The 20,862-nt window shown below is 69.3% G+C and carries 14 protein-coding genes; 7 read left to right on the top strand and 7 right to left on the bottom strand.

Features of this window, described 5'->3' with window-relative positions; genetic code table 11:
• The first annotated feature begins 16 nt into the window (after nucleotides 1-16).
• The 5 genes from ACFTS5_RS18255 (at nucleotide 17) to ACFTS5_RS18235 (ending at nucleotide 2,087) form a co-directional block, all read left to right on the top strand.
• Nucleotides 17-340 (top strand): hypothetical protein, encoded by a 324-nt coding sequence (locus tag ACFTS5_RS18255; RefSeq protein ID WP_378632225.1) that lies wholly within the window; start codon nucleotides 17-19, stop codon nucleotides 338-340.
• Nucleotides 341-358: 18 nt separating this feature from the next.
• Complete coding sequence (locus ACFTS5_RS18250; RefSeq protein WP_378632222.1) at nucleotides 359-1,102, top strand: TNT domain-containing protein; 744 nt, start codon at nucleotides 359-361, stop codon at nucleotides 1,100-1,102.
• A complete protein-coding gene (locus ACFTS5_RS18245; protein WP_378632220.1) occupies nucleotides 1,099-1,374 on the top strand; it encodes a hypothetical protein in 276 nt (91 codons plus the stop codon). Before ACFTS5_RS18250 ends, ACFTS5_RS18245 begins: the two co-directional genes overlap by 4 nt.
• Nucleotides 1,375-1,442: 68 nt before the next feature.
• Nucleotides 1,443-1,676, top strand: a complete 234-nt coding sequence (locus tag ACFTS5_RS18240) for a hypothetical protein (protein ID WP_378632218.1) — start codon at nucleotides 1,443-1,445, stop codon at nucleotides 1,674-1,676.
• A 30-nt stretch (nucleotides 1,677-1,706) separates the two neighbouring features.
• A complete protein-coding gene (locus ACFTS5_RS18235) occupies nucleotides 1,707-2,087 on the top strand; it encodes a VOC family protein (RefSeq protein WP_378632215.1) in 381 nt (126 codons plus the stop codon).
• A 49-nt stretch (nucleotides 2,088-2,136) separates the two neighbouring features.
• On the opposite strand, the gene ACFTS5_RS18230 is transcribed toward ACFTS5_RS18235, so the two are convergent.
• Nucleotides 2,137-2,538, bottom strand: coding sequence for a MerR family transcriptional regulator (locus ACFTS5_RS18230; RefSeq protein WP_378632214.1), 402 nt, complete (start codon nucleotides 2,536-2,538; stop codon nucleotides 2,137-2,139).
• A gap of 49 nt (nucleotides 2,539-2,587) precedes the next feature.
• Between ACFTS5_RS18230 and ACFTS5_RS18225 the strand changes: the two genes are divergently transcribed.
• Nucleotides 2,588-3,466: an NAD(P)-dependent oxidoreductase gene (locus ACFTS5_RS18225; RefSeq protein ID WP_378632211.1), complete on the top strand. Its 879-nt coding sequence runs from the start codon at nucleotides 2,588-2,590 to the stop codon at nucleotides 3,464-3,466.
• 94 nt (nucleotides 3,467-3,560) lie between these two features.
• Here ACFTS5_RS18225 and ACFTS5_RS18220 read toward each other — a convergent pair whose 3' ends face one another.
• The 5 genes from ACFTS5_RS18220 to ACFTS5_RS18200 are packed head-to-tail and all read right to left on the bottom strand — an operon-like array spanning nucleotide 3,561 to nucleotide 18,568.
• Complete coding sequence (locus tag ACFTS5_RS18220; RefSeq protein WP_378632209.1) at nucleotides 3,561-8,177, bottom strand: amino acid adenylation domain-containing protein; 4,617 nt, start codon at nucleotides 8,175-8,177, stop codon at nucleotides 3,561-3,563.
• Nucleotides 8,178-8,220: 43 nt separating this feature from the next.
• Complete coding sequence (locus ACFTS5_RS18215; RefSeq protein WP_378632206.1) at nucleotides 8,221-13,365, bottom strand: amino acid adenylation domain-containing protein; 5,145 nt, start codon at nucleotides 13,363-13,365, stop codon at nucleotides 8,221-8,223.
• A 13-nt stretch (nucleotides 13,366-13,378) separates the two neighbouring features.
• Nucleotides 13,379-16,513: a nocobactin polyketide synthase NbtC gene (gene nbtC / locus ACFTS5_RS18210; protein WP_378632204.1), complete on the bottom strand. Its 3,135-nt coding sequence runs from the start codon at nucleotides 16,511-16,513 to the stop codon at nucleotides 13,379-13,381.
• A complete protein-coding gene (locus tag ACFTS5_RS18205) occupies nucleotides 16,506-17,819 on the bottom strand; it encodes a polyketide synthase (protein WP_378632201.1) in 1,314 nt (437 codons plus the stop codon). Before ACFTS5_RS18205 ends, nbtC begins: the two co-directional genes overlap by 8 nt.
• Nucleotides 17,816-18,568, bottom strand: coding sequence for a thioesterase II family protein (locus ACFTS5_RS18200; RefSeq protein ID WP_378632199.1), 753 nt, complete (start codon nucleotides 18,566-18,568; stop codon nucleotides 17,816-17,818). Before ACFTS5_RS18200 ends, ACFTS5_RS18205 begins: the two co-directional genes overlap by 4 nt.
• Before the next feature lie 256 nt (nucleotides 18,569-18,824).
• Between ACFTS5_RS18200 and ACFTS5_RS18195 the strand changes: the two genes are divergently transcribed.
• Nucleotides 18,825-19,487, top strand: coding sequence for a GNAT family N-acetyltransferase (locus tag ACFTS5_RS18195; protein WP_378632196.1), 663 nt, complete (start codon nucleotides 18,825-18,827; stop codon nucleotides 19,485-19,487).
• A gap of 72 nt (nucleotides 19,488-19,559) precedes the next feature.
• Here ACFTS5_RS18195 and ACFTS5_RS18190 read toward each other — a convergent pair whose 3' ends face one another.
• Nucleotides 19,560-20,831 (bottom strand): SidA/IucD/PvdA family monooxygenase, encoded by a 1,272-nt coding sequence (locus ACFTS5_RS18190; protein ID WP_378632462.1) that lies wholly within the window; start codon nucleotides 20,829-20,831, stop codon nucleotides 19,560-19,562.
• Nucleotides 20,832-20,862 lie beyond the last annotated feature (31 nt).

Below are 20,862 nucleotides of genomic sequence, written 5' to 3'. Positions count from 1 at the left end.
GTGGCCGGAAATCGGCTTGGCCGACCTCGTCGGACGCCTGAACAACGAACTCCGCGAACCGCTTTCGCATTACCTGCTGGAGTGTCAATCGTTGGTCACGACCCAGTCGATGGCCGACCCGCTCGACCCGACACGTGACCACGGTGTACCGACCGGGATGTCGAGCGACGGCACGTGGGTCTGGTCCACATACTGGGGATACTTCGTGCGGGAGTACGGAATCGCGGTTCCCACCGAGTTCATCGACCATGCCCGATCGCGCAATTTTGAGCCGGTTCTGCTCGACGATACCGAGCAGGAACGTATCGACAGCGAGCTCGAAGCCGCGTTCTCCGACTGAGCTAGAAGAGGTTTCATCGTGAACATCGACGAACTCACCATGATCTTGCGGGGACTTGGTGTGCCCGACTCGGTTGCCTCGGTCGGGAGACTTCGCGACGACCGTTATTGCTTGGTACCAGGCCGAGACGGCTCGTTCGAAGCCTTTTGGTACGAACGTGGCGGCCCACATGACCTGTGCATATACGACACCGAAGCCGCTGCGTGTTACGGCTTCCTCGGGTTGATCGGCGGAGCGCTCGACGGGGCACAGCCACTGGCACCGGGTCGCGGTACTGCCGGAGCTGCCGGCGGCGCGCCGATCAGCAGTCCTGCTGTTCAGTCGATTCTCGATGACGGTGATCTGTTCGGCGGTATGCGTGAAGCGCAATGGGCGCGGGAGTTCGTGGCTCCTGATGACGTCGGAGCCTCGGCGGGCCGACGGCTACTGCGCTGGCCCGATCCGATACTCCATCCAGATGGGTTCGCGACCCCCACCGACCGGACACCAACTCGGCTCGCCCCGGGTCGGATCATGGACTCGTTCGGCACCACCTTCACTCGACTGCTCTACGACATCGGAACCCCCTTCGCCGCGCGTTCGCTTCCGATCGACTACGCCGAATCCGGATACCGACGGTGGAAAGTCCTGACACCGACGCCAGTGTGGTCCGGCCCCGTCGCTCCATGGTTTGCCAGGCCAGGTGGCGGCAACCAGTATTTCACCGTGATGCCGGTCGTGGATCTGGTCGGCTCGGGATTCATCGAGGAGATTGCGGTATGACTCCGAACGACGATGTGTTCTCCCCGAATCCGATCAGCCAACTCGCTCGGTTCTCCCATGTCGATGCGCCCGCGTCCCTTGTCTCGGAAGGTGAACTGCGCGAACAAGCTTGGTGTCTGATCGAGGGAGATGACGGGTGGTGGGACGTCTTCTACTACGAACGCGGCGCCCGAACCACAAAACTCGGCCGTGCCAAATCCCGTCTCGCTGCCCTCCGGCTACTCGGCGGGCGCCTGCTCTACACCGACATCCTCAATCGAGCCACCTCATAAGCCACCACTGTGTCAGCACTCGAATGCGCTGCTGACCAACGACATTCGGCTGCCGGAAGGAGGAGTCTGTGGCGATCTACGTGGTTTTTCGGAAGTCTTCGGAAGACTCGATGGGGGTGACCTATGAGTTCGGTGGGGCGGATCACCGGTTCGATCGGGTGCTGAGGGTCAGTGCTGTGGACTATTCGGTCAGGGTGGAGGACGGGCGGAACGACCACACGACGGTGCGGGTGGCGGGGATGGCGATACGGGGGCATCGGGCCGATGGGGTCTGGCCCAAGGCTGGTGTTCACCAGGCGTGAGGGGTCGGGTGCGGGCGTAGGGTCGCGTTCATGGCTTGCAAGATCACCGAACTCGTCATCGATTGCGCCGACCCGGACCTGCTGGCGGGCTTCTGGTGCGAAGTGCTCGGCTATATCGTGCTCGACCGGGACGAGGGTGACGTCCAGATCGGCGCGCCGGGAACCGAATTCGGCGGACCGCAACCCACTCTGTTGTTCAGCCTGAGCACCGACCCCAGGCGGGGGAAACTGCCGATGCACCTCGATGTGAACGCGACCGACCGCGATCAGGACGAAGAACTTCAACGTCTGCTCGGTGCGGGCGCCCGCAAGGTCGACATCGGACAGACCGGCGCCGAAACCTGGCATGTGCTGGCCGACCCCGAGGGCAACGAATTCTGTCTGTTGCGGCGGCGTGTGGGGACAGCCTGAGCCACCCGGCGTTCGGGTCTACCGACCGGCTCCGGCCGACGGCCATCGCTCAGGCGGGGATCGGGTCGGATCCGTCGAAGGGTGGGTAGGTGTCGCTGGTGGTGCGTTCGGCGGCGGCGATGTAGACGGCCAGGGCGTCGCGGGATTGTGTGAGGCGGTCGATTTGGTCGTCGAGGCGGTGGAGGCGGGTTCGCATGGCGGACAGCAGGTCTGGGCAGGCGGGGAGGGTGGGGGTTTCGCCTTCCGCGCAGGGTAGGAGGTAGGCGATGTCTTCGGAGGACAGGCCGGCGCCGAGCAGGTGGCGGATCTGTTTCACGCGTAACGGGGCGGTGTCGTCGTATTCGCGGTAGCCGTTCGGGCTGCGTTCGGCGACCATCAGGCCCTGGGCTTCGTAGTAGCGCAGTTGGTGGGCGTTGACGCCCGTGCGGGTACTCAGTTCGCCGATTCGCATCGCAACCTCACTTGACCTTCATACCGGTATCAACGTTGATGATGCTGCCATGCACAACGCAACCGAAACACCTGTGACTGTCATCGGGCTCGGCCTCATGGGTCGATCGCTCGCCGGCGCGTTCCTCGCGGCCGGACATCCCACCACCGTCTGGAATCGGACGCCCGCCAAGGCCGACCGGCTGGTGGCCGAGGGTGCGCGACTCGCGCCGACCATCGGTGCCGCCCTGCGGGCGAGCGCGATCACGATCGTCTGCGTCACCGACTACCCGGCCGTGCGCGATCTGTTCGCCGCGAGCGATGTCGACGGCACGACCCTGCTCAACCTCACCTCGGGCGACTCCGCCCAGGCTCGCGAAACGGCCCGCTGGTTCGAACAGCGCGGCGCCCGATACCTCGACGGCGCGATCATGGCCATCCCGCAGGCGATCGGAACTCCCGACGCGGTAGTTCTGCACAGCGGTCCACAGGCCGACTTCGACGCACACCGGAAAACCCTCGAGGCACTCGGCACCGTCACCTATCTCGGCGCCGACCACGGCCTAGCCGCCCTGTACGACGTGGCGGGTCTGACCATGATGTGGAGCGTCCTCAACGCCTGGCTCCAGGGCACCGCCATGCTCCGAACCGCCGGTGTCGACGCCGCGACGTTCGCCCCGTTCGCGCAGATGATGGCGGCCGGGGTGGCCACCTGGCTGCCCGGCTACGCCGAGCAGATCGACAGCGGTTCCTATCCCGCCACGGTGGCGGCCCTGGAGACCGACGCGCGAACGATGGCGCACCTCATCGAGGAGTGCGAGGCGCTCGGCGTCAACGCCGAGCTCCCGAAGCTGTTCAAGGCCATGGCAGACCGCTCTATCGCCGCAGGTCACGGCGGTGAACAGTATCCCGTGCTGATCGAAGAGTTCGCCAAGCCGCACACCGACTGACGCGCACCGTGTGAGCGAGAGCCAGCCCGGCTGACTCCGCGTGCAGAAGCGACGATGCGGCCACGCAGCACCGGCATCGCCCAGCCTCGGCGTCCTACCCGTTCACCACGTCGGCGAGCGTGATGATGGCCTGCTCCCAGAGTTCAGCGAAGCGCGCGGCCTGGTCTTCGGTGAACAGGGACGCGCTCCAGCGGAAGTTGGTTGTCAGGGCCGGACCCTCGGGGGTGGTGCCGATGCCCGCGATGACGTCGACCGCGTAGCGCAGGGGTAGGTCTGGTTCCGGGTCCAGCGGAAGTGCTGTGTCGTGTTCGCCGACGAGCAGCGACCAGGGGTCGGATTCGTTGCCGCTGAGGTCGATTCGGCCGAGGTAGTTGAATTCGACCTGGGGTTCGGCGGCGGACCGGAGTTCCGCCGCGCGGTTGACGTAGCGCAGCAGACCGTAATCCAATCCCTGGTTGGGGATTTCGCGCAGGTGCGTCGAGACGGAGTCGAGCAGAGCACGGGCGGCAGCCGGGTCCGCTTGCGCACGTGCGATATCCACCGCGTTGTCACCGACGCCGAGGCGGACGGGGAAGACGCTGGTGAACCAGCCGAGGGTGTTGGCCGTGTCGGTGCCGAGGGTGGTGTCGGCGCGGCCGTGACCCTCCATGGCGATCAAGGCGCCTGCGGCCGGGTCGTTTCCGTTGTCGGCGTGCAGCGAGGCCATGGTCATGGTGAGGGCGGTGAGCAGGAACTCGCGGACACCCTCGTCCTTGCCGACGCGGTCGAGGAGACGGTCGGTGACCGCCACCGGCGTCGCGACGGTGCTGACGCGCAGGCTGGACCAGGTGTCGGTGGCCGGTGCGGGATGCCGGGAGCCGAGGGCAGAGTCGGGCTCTCTGACCTGCGTGGCCCAGTAGTCGCGCTGGGCAAGGACTTCCGGTGCGGAAGCGCGCTGCCACATGGCCTCGGACCACTGCCGGTAGGAGGTGAACTCGGGCAGCATCTTCGGCGTCACGCCCGCTTGGATCTGCTGCCAGGCGGCGGCGAGGGCATCGAGCATGATGTGCCAGGACACGACATCGACCGCGAGGTGGTGCACCGCGAGCAGCAGGATGTCGTCATCGGCGCCGGAGCCCGGCACGCCGGCCGGATCAGCCGCGCCTGCGACTTCGGCAGCATCACCCGCGAACCACACTGCCCGAACCATTTCCCCGGCCCGTGGGTCGATCGCGTCGTTGGCGATCCGCGCGTATTTCGTGATGGCCGTGTCGAGTTCGGTGCCGCTGAGCCCTCGCGGTGCTTCGATGACGAGGTCGCCGGCGTTCACCACGCCGGGCGCGCGCGTGACCATGCGCGGGCCGTCCGGTGTATCGGTGAGCACCGCGCGCAGGGTGTCGTGCGCGTCGAGCAGGGCCTGGAGGGTGGATTCCAGTGCCGCACGGTCGATTCCGGCAGGCAGACGCAGGAGCGCGGCCTGGGTGAAGCGGCGGTAGTTGCCGTATTCGTACATCCAGGAGACCACCGGCAGCGGCGCGACCACACCGTAGGCGTCGGCGCCGGACTGCGCTGCGGCGGCCGGTGCGTCATCGACGGCGGCGGCGAGTTCGCGGATGGTCGGGCAGGCCAGCACCATGCGCGGATTGAGGGCGAGGCCGCGGCGGCGGGCCTTGTTGACCAGCGAGATCGCGACGATGCTGTCGACGCCGAGTTCGTAGAAGTCGGCGTCGATGCCGGGCGCACGGCCGTCGAAGAGTTCGGCGAACAGCTCGCTGAGCGCGATCTCGGTGGGCGTCTCGGCGGCCGCGTTGCTGTCGGCGACCGACAGCGACTGCTCGGCGAGCTCGTTCAGCGCGGGACTGTCGAGCTTGCCGTTGACGTTCACCGGCAGCTGGTCCATCACGACGATCCGCGCGGGAATCATGTACGCGGGCAGGCGTTGCGCGAGATCGGCACGCACCCGGCTGACGATCACGGCGCGACCGGCCTTGCCGACGACGAAGCCGACCAGCGAGGCGCCACCGGCACGGCGCACCACGGTCACCGCGGCGGTGTCGATATCGGCCGAACGCCGCAGCGCGGTCTCGATCTCACCGACCTCGATCCGATAGCCGCGCACCTTCACCTGGGCGTCGGCGCGGCCGAGGTAACCGAAGCGGCCACCCGGGAGCCGGCGCACGAGGTCGCCGGTGCGGTACATGCGCGCACCGGGGCGCGTCGGGTCGGCGACGAAACGGTCCGCGGTGATGGCGGGCTTGCCGAGGTAGCCGCGGGCCAGCTGCACGCCCGACAGGTAGAGCTCGCCGACGATGCCCTGCGGGACCGGGCGCAGCCGGGAGTCGAGCACGTAGCCGACCATGCCACCGTTGGCGGTGCCGATCGTGGGGATTTCCGAGGTGGCGACGGGCGCGACCACCGCTTCGACCGTCGTCTCGGTGGGTCCGTAGCAGTTGTACACAGCCGTTGCGGGGAGCGCGCGCAACCGCGCCCACAGGGCGGTGTCGATCGCCTCGCCGCCGAGAGCCAGCACCGGCAGTTCACGATCGAGCAGGCCCGCCGCCGCCAGCTGGGCGAGCATCGACGGGGTCGTGTCGATCATGTCGATGTCGAATTCGGCCATGCCGGAAACGATTCGGTGCGCGTCGCGCATCTCTTCGGCGTCGAACAGGTGCAGCGCCTGCCCGGCGAAGAACCCGACCATCGGCTGCCAGGAGGCATCGAAGCCGAGCGACCAGGCGTGCGCGATCCGCAGGGGGCGGCCGAGCTTGGTCATCGCCGGGCGGTAGAAGCGCTCGAGGTGGTCGGCGAAGTAGCCCGCCAGGGCGGCGTTCGTGCCGACGACGCCCTTGGGTTCGCCGGTGGAGCCGGAGGTGAAGATGATGTAGGCGCTGTGGTCGAGTTCGCGATTCACCGCTGGGGCCTGTGCGGGCCGGGCCGCGACCCGCGCGATGACGGCAGGCTCGTCGAGCGCCAATACCGGCACCGATCGGTCGGCCGTGGTGTCGGCCGCCGGCTCGGTGACGCCGTCGAGCAGCGTCCGATCTCGGTCGAGGACGACGGCGAGGACCGGGTTCGACTGGCGCAGAATCGAGGCGATCCGGGCAGCCGGGAGCGTGATGTCGACCGGGACGTACGCCGCGCCCGCGGCGAACGTCGCCAGGATGGTGATGATCGAGCGCGGGCTGCGCGGGAGCATCAGGGCGACAACGGTTTCCGGGCCGACACCGTGCGCGGCGAACTCCCCGGCCAACCGGCAGGCTTCCTCGTGCAGCGCACGGTAGGTGAACACCTCGCCCGAGGTGGTGGTGAGGGCGATCGCGTCCGGGGTGGCGGTGGTCTGCCGCTCGAACAGTTCCCACGGGGTGGCGGTCGGCGGCGCAGTGGTATCCGTTGCGGCGCTGCGAAGTTCGGCGTGCTCGGCCTCGGTGAGCAGGTCGATCGCATCGGTGGTCGCGGAGGCGTCGAGGGTCGGCAGGGTGCGCAGGACGGTCAGCATCCGGGCCCCGAGGTCGGCGGGGTCGAGGTGTCCGAGGAGCGCGGGAATCGCTTCGACGAGGACGAGCAGTTCGCCGTCGCTCAGGTGGGAGACGACCGTGAGCGGGTAGTGCGCGAGGCTTTCCATCTCGATCGGCCGGAACCGGGCGCCGTCGGGGGCGGTGACCGTCTGGATGGCGTCGTCGATGGGGGCGTTCTCGAACACGAACAGGGTGTCGAACAGGGCGCCGTGACCGGCCGCGCGTTGCAGGGTCGACAGGCTGAGATACCCGATGTCGCGCATGGTTGCCGAATCGCGTTGCAGGCGTGCGCATTGCGCGACGACCGGCTCGGCGGAGTCGAGGCGGTGCACGACCGGGACGGTGTTGATGAACAGCCCGACCATGCCCTCGACGCCCGCGAGCTTCTCGGGGCGGCCGGAGATGGTGGTGCCGTAGACCACGTCTCGACGGTCGGTGATGCGGCCGAGCAGCAGCGTCCAGGCGAACTGGACGGCGGTGTTCAGCGTCATCCCGTTGGTGCGCGCCCACTGTTGCAGCCGGTCGGTTTCGGTGGCGGACAGCCGGAGTCGCGTGGTCTGCGGAACCGCGGAGCCGCGATCGCCGGTGCCGTCGGCCAATACCAGCGGTGCGCTGACCTGCTGCAAGTACTCGGCCCAGCGGCGGGCCGCGGCGTCGTGGTCCTGCGCACCGAGCCAACCGATGTAGTCACGGTAGGGACGGGGCGCGGGCAGACCGTCGAGGGTGCCGCCCGCCCGGTAGACGGCGAGCAGTTCGGTGAAGAACACCGCCACCGCCCAGCCGTCCATCAGGATGTGGTGCGCGGTGAGGATCATCCGCTTGCGCGGCTCGGGCGCGTCGGTGACGTCGAGCAGCAGCACCCGCAGGGCGGGACCACGGCTGAGCGCGAACGGGACGCGTCGCTCGGATTCGGCGATGGCCTCGAATTCCGTGGTGAGCGCGTCTCGTTCGGCCCACGGCAACTCCGCGCGCGAGGGGATGATCTGCACCGGCTTGGGCACGTCGGTGTCCCAGAACGCGGCACGCAGGTTCGGATGACGGTCCAGCATGGCCTGTGCGCTGCGACGCAGCAGGCCGGTGTCGAGCGGGCCGTCGATATCGACCACGAACTGCATCGTGTACAGGTCGATCTCGGTGCCCGTGAGCCGGGAGAGCGAGAACAGCCCCTCCTGCAGCGGACTCAGCGCGAGTACGTCTTCGATCTGCGGCGCACTCATGCTGCGTCCCTTCCTAACTGCTCGTTCATCCCGACGTTCGTGCTCATCCCTGCGCGGACCAGGCGGCCGTCAGCGCGGACAGGGCGTCGGATTCCAGGCCCGACGCGCTCATCGGCGCGTGCGAAACCTGTTCGGGCTCATCGGCTTGCGTCGCGTCACCGGCGGCGGCGTCGACGGCAGCGGCCAGTTCGGTGATCGTGGCGCATTCGAACACCATCTGCGGTGACAGCGGCAGGCCGAGGGCATCGGCGCGGGCCGACCACTGGATGGAGATGACGCTGTCGCCGCCGAGGGCGAAGAAGTTGTCCTCGCCGACGACGTCGTCGATCTCGAGCAGTTCCTCGATCAGCGCGATCAGGGTGCGCTCGGTGTCGGAGTCGGTCGCCGCACCGGTGGCGACGGCGCTCGCGGCCACCGGGGCGGGGGTGGCCAGCAGACGCTCGAGATCCGCGGCGGGCAGCACACGCAGGTCGGCGACCGGCAGGTCCGGCGTTTCGGCGAAGGCGCGCAGCGTGGCGGCGAGCGCGTCGGCGATCAGCGCGGCCGTGGCCGGGTCGTACAGATCGGCGTTGACGACGACGCGGACGTCCATGCCGCCGTCGGCGGTCACGTTCAGGCTCAGGTTCAGATCCAGGAACGAGACGTCGAAGTCGGCGGGCAGCACGGTGACGGTGCTCTCCCCCGAGGTAGCGAACGGGAGCGTGGTGGGTGCCCAGTCGGCGCCGCGGAAGTGGATCATGCTCTGGAACAACGGGTTCCGCGAGCGCGACCGACGCGGGTTGAGCGCTTCGACCAGGCGCTCGATCGGCAGCTCCTGGTGGGCGTTGGCGTCGAGCACCACATTGCGGGCCCGAACCACGGTGTCGCGCAACGTCGGCGCGTTCGACAGGTCGTTGCGCAGCACGACCATGTTGGCGAACAACCCGATCAGCGCCGTCGTCGCCGGATCGGTGCGCGCCGCGACGGGAGTGCCGAGGGTGATGTCGGTGCCACCACCGAGGGTGTGCAGCAGGGTGGCGACCGCGGCCTGGCACACCATGAACTCGGTGGCGCCGCTGCGGACCGCGAGCGATTCGAGCCCGGAGCGCACGGCGGCGGGCAGCGAGAAGGTCACCACCTCGCCGCGCTTGCCGAGCACCGGCGGACGCTGCCGATCGTGGGCGACCGCGATCTCCTCGGGAACGTTCGCGAGCGTGGCCCGCCAGTACTCGATCTGGTCGGTGGCGAACGCGCTCGGCGCGGCCTGGTCGAACAGTTCACGCTGCCACAGCGCGTAGTCGGCGAACTGGACCGGCAGCGGCGCCCAGTCCGGGGCGCCGCCCTGTTCGCTGCGAGCCCGGTAGGCGGCGGTGAGGTCGTCGAGCAGCACGCCGAAGGAGGCGTGGTCGGCGACGATGTGGTGCACCAGCAGCGAGAGCACGTGGGCGCCAGCGTCGAGCACGAGCAGTTCGGCGCGGATCAGCGGCTCACCGTCGAGGGTGAAGTGGTAGTCGGCGATCTCGGCGAGTGCCTCGGTGAGCTGGTCGGCGGCGATCTCGCGCACCGGCAGCGGGACCGGAGCGGCGGGGTGCACCACCTGGTAGGGCACGCCGTCGTGTTCGGGGAAGGTGGTGCGCAGCGACTCGTGCCGGGCGACCACGTCATCGAGCGCGGCACGCAGGGCCGCGATGTCGAGTGCGCCGTCGAAGCGCAGGGCCAGCGGCAGGTTGCCGACCGAGCCCGCACCCTCCATCCGGTACTGGAACCACATAGCCAGCTGCGAGTACGACAGCGGAACGCGCTCGCCGCGCGGGCGCCCACCGATCGCGGGGCGAGTGGACCGCACCGGTCCGGCGGTCGCGGTATCCGCCGTCGCGGTTTCCGCGGGCGCGCTCTCGGCGGGGGCGTCCTCGACATCGTTGTCGACGGCGTCGAGGTCGATATCGAACTCCGCCAGGAAGCGAGCGACCAGGTTTGCGGCCAGGGCGGCGGGGGTCGGGCTGTCGAACACGACGCGCACGTCGAGTTCGATGCCGAACTCCGCGCGGACCTGGGCCACCAGGCGGGCCGCGAGCAGGGAGTGCCCGCCGAGTTCGAAGAAGGAGTCCTCCGCACTGACCTCGTCGAGGTTGAACAGTGCGCCGAACAGGGCGCACACCTTGCGTTCGGTGGCCGTGGCCGGGGCGCGGTGGGTGCGCACCACGGCGGGGGTCGCCGCGGGCAGAGCGCGCTTGTCGAGCTTGCCGTTGACGGTGAGCGGGATCTCGGGGATCACCGCGAACGCGCTGGGCACCATGTATTCCGGCAGTCCGCCTGCCGCGAACGCGTGGACCTGTTCGAGGTCGACGGTGCCCTCGGCGGGCACCACATAGGCGGCAAGCATCGCGCCGATGGCGGGGTCCTCGGTCACCACGACCACGCAGTGGGCAACGGCGGGATGCGCGGCGATCGCGGCCTCGACCTCGCCGAGCTCGATGCGGAAACCACGCACCTTCACCTGTTCGTCGGCGCGGCCGACGAACTCGAGCTCGCCGAAGGTGTTGCGGCGCACCAGGTCACCGGAGCGGTACATGCGGGCACCCATCGCGGGGCCGCCCTCGGCCGCGGCGAACGGGTCGGCGACGAAACGCTGCGCGCTCAGCGCGGGACGGTCCAGGTAGCCGCGGGCGAGCTGGTCGCCACCGAGGTAGAGCTCACCGACGACGCCGTCGGGCACCAGCTGCAATGCCTCGTCGAGGACGTAGGTGTAGACGTTGCGGTTGGGGATGCCGATCGGCACCACGCCGGTGCCCTGCGGTCCCGCGACCGGCATATGGGTCGAGCAGACGACGGCCTCGGTCGGTCCGTAGTGATTGCGGAGTTCGGCCTCCAGCGTGTTGAAGAACCGGTCCGCGACCTCGCCGGGCAGCGCCTCGCCGCCGACGGGGATCTGGCGCAGCGACTGCCATTCGCTGATCTCGGGCAGCAGCAGGAACGTGCTCAGCATCGACGGCACCATGTGCAGCACCGTCACCTGGCGGCGGGTGATGAGATCGGCGACGTAGCGGATATCGCGGAAAGCGTTGGGCTTGGGCACGATCAGCTGCGCACCGACCGTGAGGGTGATCGCGATGTCGACCAGCGAGGCGTCGAAACTCACCGACGACGACTGCATCAGGCGGTCGGCGGCGGTCATGTTCCAGTCGGCGGTGAAGCAGACGATGTGTTCGGCGATCGCGTTGTGCGGCACCGGAACACCCTTGGGCTTGCCGGTGGAGCCGGAGGTGTAGATCACATAGGCCAGGTTCGCGGGGAGCAGCGGACGCAGGCGCTCGGCATCGGTGGGCGCGGTCGCGGGGAGCCCCGCCGCCATCTCTTCGGCAGCGGCCAATTCGACTGCGCCGAGCAATAATCGGGGGTTCGCGTCCTCGACCAGGTACTCGATGCGATCCTGCGGGTAGGCCGGATCGATCGGGAGATAGGCGCCACCGGCCTTCAGGACGGCGAGCACGGCGACGATGAACTCCACCGAGGTGCCGAAGCGAAGGCCGACGAGGTCCTCGGTACCGATGCCCTGCCCGATCAGCCAGTGGGCCAGGCGATTCGCGCGCGCGTGCAGCGCGGCGTAGGTGAGCTCGGTGTCGTCGGAGAGCAGTGCGAGCGCGGCGGGTGCGGCGGCCGCAGCCGATTCCAGCAGCGCGACCAAGGTGGTCGCCGGTTCGTCGACGAGGGCGCCGTGCGAGCGATCCAGCAGGGCCGCGCGGTCGGTGGCACCGAGCATGTCGAGGTTGGCGAGCCTGCGTCGCGGCTCGCGCAACGCACTGTCGAGGAGCTGACCGAAGTGCGCGAGCAACTGGTCGACGAGGCCCTCGGCGAGCACATCGGTCTGGTACTCGGCCTCCACCACCGCGGTGCCGTCGGCCTCGAGCACGATGGCCAGCGCCAACGGCACCTGCGCGCTCGCCGCGCCGAGTTCGAGCTGGGTGGAGCTCACGCCGTCGAGGGCGAAACCGTCGGCGCTCTTGCGCACCGAGAAACCGAGGCGGACCAGCTGATCCAAGCCGTCGCGGCCGGCCACCCGATCCGGGTTCGCCTCGCGGACGACACGATCGATGCCGACGCCACGGTGCGCGAAGGCGCCGGTGCAGGTGTCGCGGACCGCGGCGACGAGCTGGGCGAAGTCGGCATGGGCGCCCATGGTGGCGCGCAGCAGCAGAGTATTGCCGAAGTAGCCGATGAGCTGTTCGGTGCCCGCGGGGCGATCGGTCACCGGGATGGAGACGAGGAAGTCGTCGGCGGCGGTGTAGCGGTGGATCAGCGCGTCGAAACCGGCGAGCAGCACCATGAACGGGGTCGCGGCCTGTTCGCGGGCGAACTGTTCGGTGCGGGTGACGAGCTCGGCCGGCAGACGGTGGGTGCGGCGCTGGGCGTTGCGGCCGGAGGTGGCCGAGGCGGAGCCCGGCAGTTCGAGGGGTTCGGGCAGCGGGCGCAGGGCCTCGCGCCAGAACGCCACGTCGGCCTCGGCGGGTTCCTCGGTCGACGCGATCGCGGCGAACTGCACCGTGTCACGGCCGGCGGCGCCACCGTCGGCCGCGTTCGCTTCGTCGGGCGAGGCGCTGGGCTGCCCGGCCCGGTACGCGGCGTTCAGTTCGGCGAAGAACACCGCCCAGGAATCGTCGTCCCAGGCGATGTGGTGGATGGTGAGGAGCACGACGTGCTCGTCGGTCCCGGTGCGGATCAGCGTGGCGCGCAGCGGGAGTTCGGTGCCGAGCGCGAACGGCCGACCGAACTCACGCTGGGCCAGCACCTCCACCCGCAGGTCACGACCCGACTCCGCGAGCTCGGTGAGGTCGTGGGTCGACCATTCGGCCTGTACGTCGGCGGCGAACACCTGGTACGGCGTGCCGTCGACGTCCGCGCCGTAGGTGGTGCGCAGGATGTCGTGGCGAGCCACCACCTGGTCGAACGCCGCGTGCAGACGGTGAGCGTCGAGCGGGCCGGTGAGGCGGTAGGCGACGCAGATGTTGAGGGCGGTGTCGTCGGCGTCGCGGGTCTGCAGGAACCACATGCGGCGCTGGCCGGGGGTGAGCGCGCGCCGCTCCCCCACCGGAATACGCGCTACGGCGACGGGTTCGGCGTTCACCACGGCCATGCCGCGTTCGCGCAGCTTCTGCTGGAGCAGCAGTTTGCGGCGCTCGGCGACGGACAGGGTGGCTTCGGTGTCAGACATGTTCTTCGGCCCCTCAGCCCTGGTTGGTGTTCTGTGCCATGAGCAGCACGACATCGTCGAGCGATGCGCCGCCGAGAATCGCCGCGACCGGCAGATCGCGATCCAGTTCCGCTTTCACGCGCTTGCGGAAGTCCAAGGCCTGCAGGGAATCGAGGCCGAGTGCGACCAAGGGCATGGTGGCGTCGATGGATTCGGCGCTGTCACCGCCGATCACCTTGAGCAGTTCGGTGCGCATGCGCAGGTCGAGCGGGAAACTGTCGATGGGTGCGGCGGGCGCCGCGGCGGCCGTTGGAACCGCACTCACCGTCTCGGCGGGCGCCAGCGCCACCTGCGGTGCGGGCGTGGCGGATTCGAGCCCGGTGAGCACGCTGGCCTGGCCGAACGCGCCGAGCACCTCGCGCAGGAAATCCCAGTCGGCGGCGATGATCATGCCGTCGCGCACCGGCGCGGCGAGCCCGGCCTCGATCGCATCCGCGGGCACCATCGGGAACACGCCGGCCTCCTCGACCCGGGCGAACCCGGCATCGTCGAGCGGGCCGGCCACGCTCCACAGCCCCCACTGCAGGCTCGCGGCGGCGATGCCACGGGCGCGCAGCCTGCGGGCCGCCACGTCGAGCATGCGGTTGGTCACCGCGTACAGGACCTGTCCGCGTCCGCCCAGCGTCGCCGCCATCGACGAGCACAGCAGGACCCGGCAGTCCACGGTCAGCGCGACCGCGTCGATCAGGTTGTCCAGGCCGCGCAGCTTCGCGGCGGCGGCGGTGCGCACGGCGTCGTCGGTGATCTGGTCGAGTTCGGCGTCCACATAGTTGACCGCGGCGTGAATCACCAGGTCGACCGGGCGATCGGCGATCTCGGCACCGAACGCCTTCGCGGCGTCGACCTCGCTGACATCGCACGACCGCACCACGATCTCGGTCGCGCCGATACCACGCAGCCGAGCCAGTTCCGGTGCCAGCGCCTCGGTTTCGCCGCTGCGGCTCAGCAGCGTGACACGGCCCGCTCCGGTACGCGCCAGCTGATCGGCGAACCGCAGACCCAGCTGACCGGTACCACCGACGATCACCACGTGATCGAGATCTGTTCCGAGCGAACCGGTTTCATCGGTGGTATCGACGACCAGGCGCTTGACGAACAGCTTGCCGGCACGCAGCGCCAGCTCGGCTTCCCCGCTGGAGTGCACCGCACCGACGATCTTGGCGGCCTGGGCGGGAGCGGATTCGTTCGCGGCCAGATCGAGGTGCCGGAAGAGGATTCCCGGGTTCTCGATACCCACACTGCGGAATCCGGCGCTCACGCCCGACTGGAACAGCCCGGGAATCGGATCACCGTCGTGGACGGTCTCGCCGCCGACGGTCAGCAGCCAGCACTCGCCACCGGGACGCAGCGCGGACAACGCCGGGGCCCAGGCGCGTTCGGCGTAGAACCGCGCCAGCGCGTCGATCGCACCGGCGCTGTCGTCGTCGCCGGAAGCGGGCAGCAACACGACCACGGAGTCAGCGGTCCCCACAGCCCGGTCCCGGTTGTCCTGGCCCGAAGGCGTGCCGGCTCCGATGACGCGCGCGTCGGCGCCGTGGCGGTCCGCGGCGGCGACCAGGGCGGCGGCCAGCTCGGCGCATTCACCCGTGTGGTCGACGACGAGGAGGCTGCGCGGCGCGGTCAGCGCGCGACGCTGTACCGGAATCCACTGTTCCACCAGCCGTTGCGGTTTCGGGGTGGCGACCACGAGTTCGGCGGGGGTCTCATGGGCGCCGAGGGGAGCCCACAGTCGCTTGGCGTTGGTCACGGTGTGCGGGAAGTCGCGCAGCGGGAGGGTGACGGTGTCGTCGACTCGCAGTGCGTCCCAGCGGTAGTCGATGTCGAGGACGGCGACCTGGGCGAGATTGCGGGTGAACTCCGAGAGCCCCTCCGCGGTCCGCAGCGACGTGCCGAGGACACGGAAATCACGGGCGGGCACACCGGGACGGTTCGGGACCAGGCTGAGGTTTTCCTGGATGGCCAGCTGCAGCACGGGGTGCTCGGCGACCTCGATCATCAGGTCGACGCCATCACTACCCGCGCTGACCACCGCCCGGTCGAACCGAACACGATTGCGCAGATTCCAGAACCAGTACTCCTCCTGCTTGAGGTCAGGAGTGATCGGCTCGCCGAGAGTCGCGCCGTAGCAGGCGATCTCGGACGCGGTGAAGTTCGGCGTGCTCATCTCGTCACCGAGGAAGCCTTCGAAATCAGCCCGCACTTCGGCGACGATGGAGGTGTGTGCCGGGAAGGCGACCCGGATCTCCCTCGCGAACTGGCCACGCGCGGTAGCGGCGGCCACCAGATCGACGACGGCGCCGCGTTCACCGGAGATGGCGATGATGTGCGGCGAGTTGACGACCGCGAGCTCGGCCCACCCCGAGTGCCGCGCCATCAGCGCTTCCACGCTCTCGCGGTCCATCCCGAAGACCGCCATCGAATAGCCGCGCGGGGACAGCCGGTCCGCGAGCAGGGCGCGATGGGTCACCGCGAGCACCGAGTCACGCAGCGTCATCACGCCGGAGACCGCGCCCGCGGCGAGCTCGCCCTGGCTGTGGCCGATGGTCGCGTGCGGATCCACCCCCGCCGCCCGCCACACCGCGGCCAGGCCCGTCATGTGGAACATCAACGCGGGCTGCACTTCCCACACCGTGTCCTCGTACTGCCCCTCGTCGCCGAGCAGATAGTGCAGCGGCTGGGAATGCCCGAAGCGTTCGGCGTGGATGGCGGCGCATTCGTCGACCACCGCGCGGTAGTCGGCCGACAGCTCGTAGAACGTGGCGCCCATGCCGGGCCGCTGACTGCCCTGGCCGGGGAAGACGAACCCGATCCGGCGCGCGCTCGCCGGCACGTCGCCGTGCACGACGAGTGCGTGCTCGGAGCCGGTCGCGATCGCGTCGAGTGCGGACACCAGCTCGTCGGTCGGCCCCGTCGGCGACGCCAGGATCAGCGCCCGGCGACGACGGGGCACGCGGGTGCGGAACAGCATGTCCGACAATCGTTGCGCGCTCGCCTCGGGGTGCGCGGCAACATATTCACGCAGGGCGGCCGCCTCGGCGCGCAGTCCGTCGGCACTGTCGGAGGACAGCAGGACGGGAACGCTGCCGTCCGGCAAGCGGTACTCAGCCATGGTTGGTCTCCTCCAGCACCGGCAGGCCGACGATGGCGTGCGCGTTGGTTCCCGCGACACCGAACGAGGACACCGCGGCATAGCGCAGGCCGTCCGCGCGCGGCGCCCAGTCGGTGAGTTCGGCGGCCAGACGCAAACTGGTCGCGTCCCAGTCGATCTCGGTGGTCGGCGCGTCTGCCCACAGGCTCGGCGCGATGGCGCCGTGCGCACCGCACAGCAGCACCTTGATCAGCCCGAGCATCCCCGAGGCCGCCTGGGCGTGGCCGGTGTTGGACTTCACCGAGCCGAGCAGGGGTCCGTCGGTGCGGTCCGGGTTGCCGTAAGTCGCTGCCAGCGCGGTCAATTCGAGCGGGTCGCCGACGGCGGTGCCGGTGCCGTGCCCTTCGATCAGGCCGATGTCGTCGGCGCTGATCCCGGCCGCGGCGACCGTGTCCTCGATCAGCCGCTGCTGAGCGCCCGCGCTCGGCACCGCGATCGGGGCGCCGGAACCGTTGTGGTTGACCCGCGAGCCGAGCAGCTGCCCGTAGATCCGGTGACCCAGCGCCTTCGCCCGCGATTCCCGTTCCAGCACGATGACTCCCGCACCCTCTGCCCAGAGGGTGCCGGTGGGGTCGGCGGCGTAGGAACGGCAGTGGCCGTCGGTGGCGAGGGCGTTGTTCTTGGAGAACTCGTAGAACGCGCCGGGCGAACCCATCACGCACACTCCGCCGGCCAGCGCCCACTCGCACTCGCCCGCGCGGATCGCCGAGGCCGCCTGGTGCACGGCGGTCAGCGACGACGCGCACGCGGTATCCACGCTGATCGAGGGACCGATCAGGCCGAGTCCGTGGGAGATGCGCCCGGCCACCGCGCCGAGCGCGGTCCCTGTCGCGCGATAGCCGCTGTACTCGTTCACCGAGCCCACCCGTGGCCCGTATTCGACGGTCGAGACGCCCATCCACACACCGGCCGAATCACCGTCCAGCGCACCGGGATTGATGCCCGCGTGTTCGAGCGCACGCCACGCGACCCGCATGGCCACTCGCTGCTGCGGATCCATCGCCACCGCTTCGCGCGGGGTGATGCCGAAGAACTGTGCGTCGAAGTCGGTCGCGCCGTCGAGGAACCCGCCCGCGTCACGAACCGGCGCCCAGCCGTCGAGCCTGCCGAGGGCGAACAGCTCGTCGAGCGGCCAGTCACGATCGCGCGGGAACGGGCCGATCAGCTCACGCCCGGAAGCGAGGGCGGACCAGAAGTCGGGCAGGGTCTCGACGCCGCCGGGGGCCTCGACACCCATCCCGACGATCACGATGGGATCGGAGTTCATCGCGCGAGCGCCTTGCCGACGAGCGCCTCGGCGATGCCGTCGATGTTCTCGTCGAGGTAGAAGTGGCCGCCCTCGAACAGGTTGACCTCGATCTCGGCGGTGGTGCTCTGGTCCCAGCCGTAGAGGTCGCGCGGCCCGACGAACGGATCGTCATCGCCACCGAGCACCAGCACGGGCGTCGCGACAGCCACGTCGGGACCACAGGAGTAGGCGTCGAAGGCGCGATAATCGGCCTTCAGGACCGGCAGCGCCATCCGCATCACCTCACGGCTGGCCATCACGTCGGCGCCGGTGCCGTTGAGCGTGGCCATGTGGTCGAGCAATTCGTCGTCCTCGGTGGGATGCGCGGGGAGCTCGGCGATTCGGTGCGGTGCGGCGGCCGCGGAGACCACCAGCAAACGCACGGACAACCCCGCGGACTCGGCCAGCCGGACGAATTCGAACGCGACGATGGAGCCCATGCTGTGGCCGAAGACGGTGAGCGGTGCGCCGGTGTTGTGGGCGGAGTCGCGGAACGCCTCGAAGGCGCCGGCGGCCAGCTCGGGCAGGGTCTGCGCGGCGGCTTCCCGCGCGCGGTCCTGACGGCCGGGGTACTGGACGATCGCGGTGTCGAAGTCGGCGGCCATACGCTTGGCGAACACCCGATAAGCCGAGGCGCCCGCGCCCGCGTGCGGGAAGACGATCAGCGGCGGTAGGGAATCGGTCCTGGGGGCCTGAAATTGCCTGATCCAGCCGAGTTCTCTTGCCATGTCGCTCTCCCTCACCGGCCGCGCAAAGCCGCGCGGCCGTTTCGCACTATCCAAACGCCGCGCTCACGCACGGGCCCGCCCGGCGCTGTCGTCCGGGATCGGGGCGAATCCTGTTGCATCCGAATCCGACCCGAATCGGGAACGGCCCGGCTATCACCGGGCGATCGGTCGGGCAACAGTAACACCCAGCCATTAGTATAGGCTAGCCTTACCAATCGAGGTGACCAAGGTTACGATTGAACGGAGCACCGAGTAGATGAACCCCGTCGGGACCCCCACCCCGCTGCCCCGCGAGCAGACCGATCTGCCCGCCGAGGTGGCCGCCGCGCCCGCGCCGGTGCTGCCCGTCTTCGCGGCGCCGTTCAGCCTGCGCCTGGCCGATCCCGACGGCACCGACCCCGAGCTGCTGGCCGAATGGATGGCCCGCCCGCACCTGCTCGAATCGTGGGAACAGGACTGGGACGCCGATCGCCGCCGCGAGAACTTCCGCGCCCAGCTGGCCGGAACCTATTCCCGCCCGTGCATTCTCAGCCTGGACTTCGCCGTCCTGGGTGAGCCCGAACTCGGGGTGCGCGATATCGCCTACCTGGAGTTCTACCGCGCCGCCAAGGACGAGATCGGCCGCTTCTACGACAGCGATCCCCATGACGTCGGCTTCCACATCGCCACCGCCGACACCGCGGTGATCGGCAAGGGCATCATGTCGGCCTGGATCTCCACCATGACCACCGCCGTTTTCGCGGCCGATCCCGCGTGCCGCCGCGTCCTGGGCGATCCCGACCACCGCAACGTGGCGATCGCTCGCAGCCTGGCCAAGGCCGGGTTCCAGTCGATCGGCGAGATCGACGTCCGACCCGACCGGCGGATCGCGTTGCAGTACGTGCCGCGCACGCCGGAAGACGTAGTCGCACCACGCTGAGCGCAAGAACGCTGAGCACAAAGAAAGAGCCCCTCTCGTCGAGTTCTCGGGGAGGGGCTCTTTCGTGCGCACTCAGCGAGCGCCAGCGGTGGCGCGCGCCCGAGCAGGCACCGTTTGCAGCACCCGGTCCGAAAGTTCGCCGAGGCAACTGAGGTTCGGGAACCCCGGCCCCTGCGCCATCGCGGCCATATTGGGGAGGTAGAGCTTGCCGCCGAGCCCGGTGACCGCCAGGTCGTAGCCGATCGACGACTCGATCCGCGACTGCGTCAAGGCACCGCCGACGGCGAGCTCGAGCAGATCCGCGGTCCGCTGATCGAACATCTCGAGGAACCACAGCGGCTGACCACCGGTGGCGTCCACCACCAGGTCGAAGTTGTGGACCTGGTCGGCGCGCAACTCGTTGCTCAGCGTCAAGGCCAGCGATTCGCCCTGCGGCGCGATCTTGGTGACCCGCCCCTGCAGGTGATGAACGCGGTTGTCGCCCAACAGGCTTTCCTGCACACGCACCGAGAACACCCCGCGGTCGGTGCGCCGGATCACGTCGCGACGTTCCTGGATGCTCAGCGCCGCCCACTTCACGGGATCGCTGAACAGCGAGTTCTCGAAGAAGCTCTCGCCACGGGTGTAGAGGGTGGCCAGCGGGGAGATCACCGAGATGGTGAGCATCTCGTGCCGCACCAGCTCGTCCAGCGCCGAGCCGCCGGTCTCGCCGCCACCGATCACCGCGGCGCGCGAGGCGGCGGGCAGCGTGCGTTTGCCTGCCCGGTCCCAGAATTCGGCGATGCTGAGCACACGGGGATGGTCGAGGAGGGCGCGGCTGCTGCGGCCGGGGCCGGTGATCATCAGGCCGTCGGCGGTGAGGCGGCTCTGCGCGCCGTCGGCATCGACCACGTCGACCTGCCACTGCTCACCATCGCCGTGACCGATCCTCTCCACACGACCGAGCACCAGCTCGAGGTCGATGGACTTCGCGACCCACTGCAGGTACTTGGCCCACACGTGGTGTTGCGGACTCGGCCTGCCGCGGTCGATCCACTCGGCGTAGGTGCCGTGTTCGATCAGGAATGTGGTCCAGCTGAAGGCGGCCATCGCGTGATCGATATCGCGGTTGCGCCCGCGCGCCCACGTGGAGTGGTACGGGAAGCCGATGTCCTTCTCGGGGCTGGTGCCCAGGCGGTGCTGTCCGTCGGTCCAGCCGCCGGTGGGCAGCCAGTTGCCGCCGACGGCATGCGCCTCGACCACGACCACGCGCGGAGCGGGCATTCCGAGCGAGCGCAGAACGTGCGATTTAGTCGCCACCGCAAGGGCTTTCGGCCCAGCGCCGACTACCAGGAGGGTTTCCACCGGTTCGTTCTCCACTCTCTCACGCACCAGC

This window comes from Nocardia sp. NPDC056952 (genome assembly GCF_042674185.1).
GTDB lineage: Bacteria > Actinomycetota > Actinomycetes > Mycobacteriales > Mycobacteriaceae > Nocardia.
The sequence above is the reverse complement of the archived record's forward strand: the minus strand, read 5'-3'. Positions and strand labels throughout refer to the sequence as shown.

Bases quoted from the DNA above. Each gene is read 5' to 3' on its own strand.
- ACFTS5_RS18245 (WP_378632220.1), top strand. From the start codon at position 1,099: ATGACTCCGAACGACGATGTGTTCTCCCCGAATCCGATCAGCCAACTC.
- ACFTS5_RS18235 (WP_378632215.1), top strand. From the start codon at position 1,707: ATGGCTTGCAAGATCACCGAACTCGTCATCGATTGCGCCGACCCGGAC.
- ACFTS5_RS18230 (WP_378632214.1), bottom strand. From the start codon at position 2,538: ATGCGAATCGGCGAACTGAGTACCCGCACGGGCGTCAACGCCCACCAA.
- ACFTS5_RS18225 (WP_378632211.1), top strand. From the start codon at position 2,588: ATGCACAACGCAACCGAAACACCTGTGACTGTCATCGGGCTCGGCCTC.
- ACFTS5_RS18220 (WP_378632209.1), bottom strand. From the start codon at position 8,177: ATGAGTGCGCCGCAGATCGAAGACGTACTCGCGCTGAGTCCGCTGCAG.
- ACFTS5_RS18215 (WP_378632206.1), bottom strand. From the start codon at position 13,365: ATGTCTGACACCGAAGCCACCCTGTCCGTCGCCGAGCGCCGCAAACTG.
- nbtC (WP_378632204.1), bottom strand. From the start codon at position 16,513: ATGGCTGAGTACCGCTTGCCGGACGGCAGCGTTCCCGTCCTGCTGTCC.
- ACFTS5_RS18205 (WP_378632201.1), bottom strand. From the start codon at position 17,819: ATGAACTCCGATCCCATCGTGATCGTCGGGATGGGTGTCGAGGCCCCC.
- ACFTS5_RS18200 (WP_378632199.1), bottom strand. From the start codon at position 18,568: ATGGCAAGAGAACTCGGCTGGATCAGGCAATTTCAGGCCCCCAGGACC.
- ACFTS5_RS18195 (WP_378632196.1), top strand. From the start codon at position 18,825: ATGAACCCCGTCGGGACCCCCACCCCGCTGCCCCGCGAGCAGACCGAT.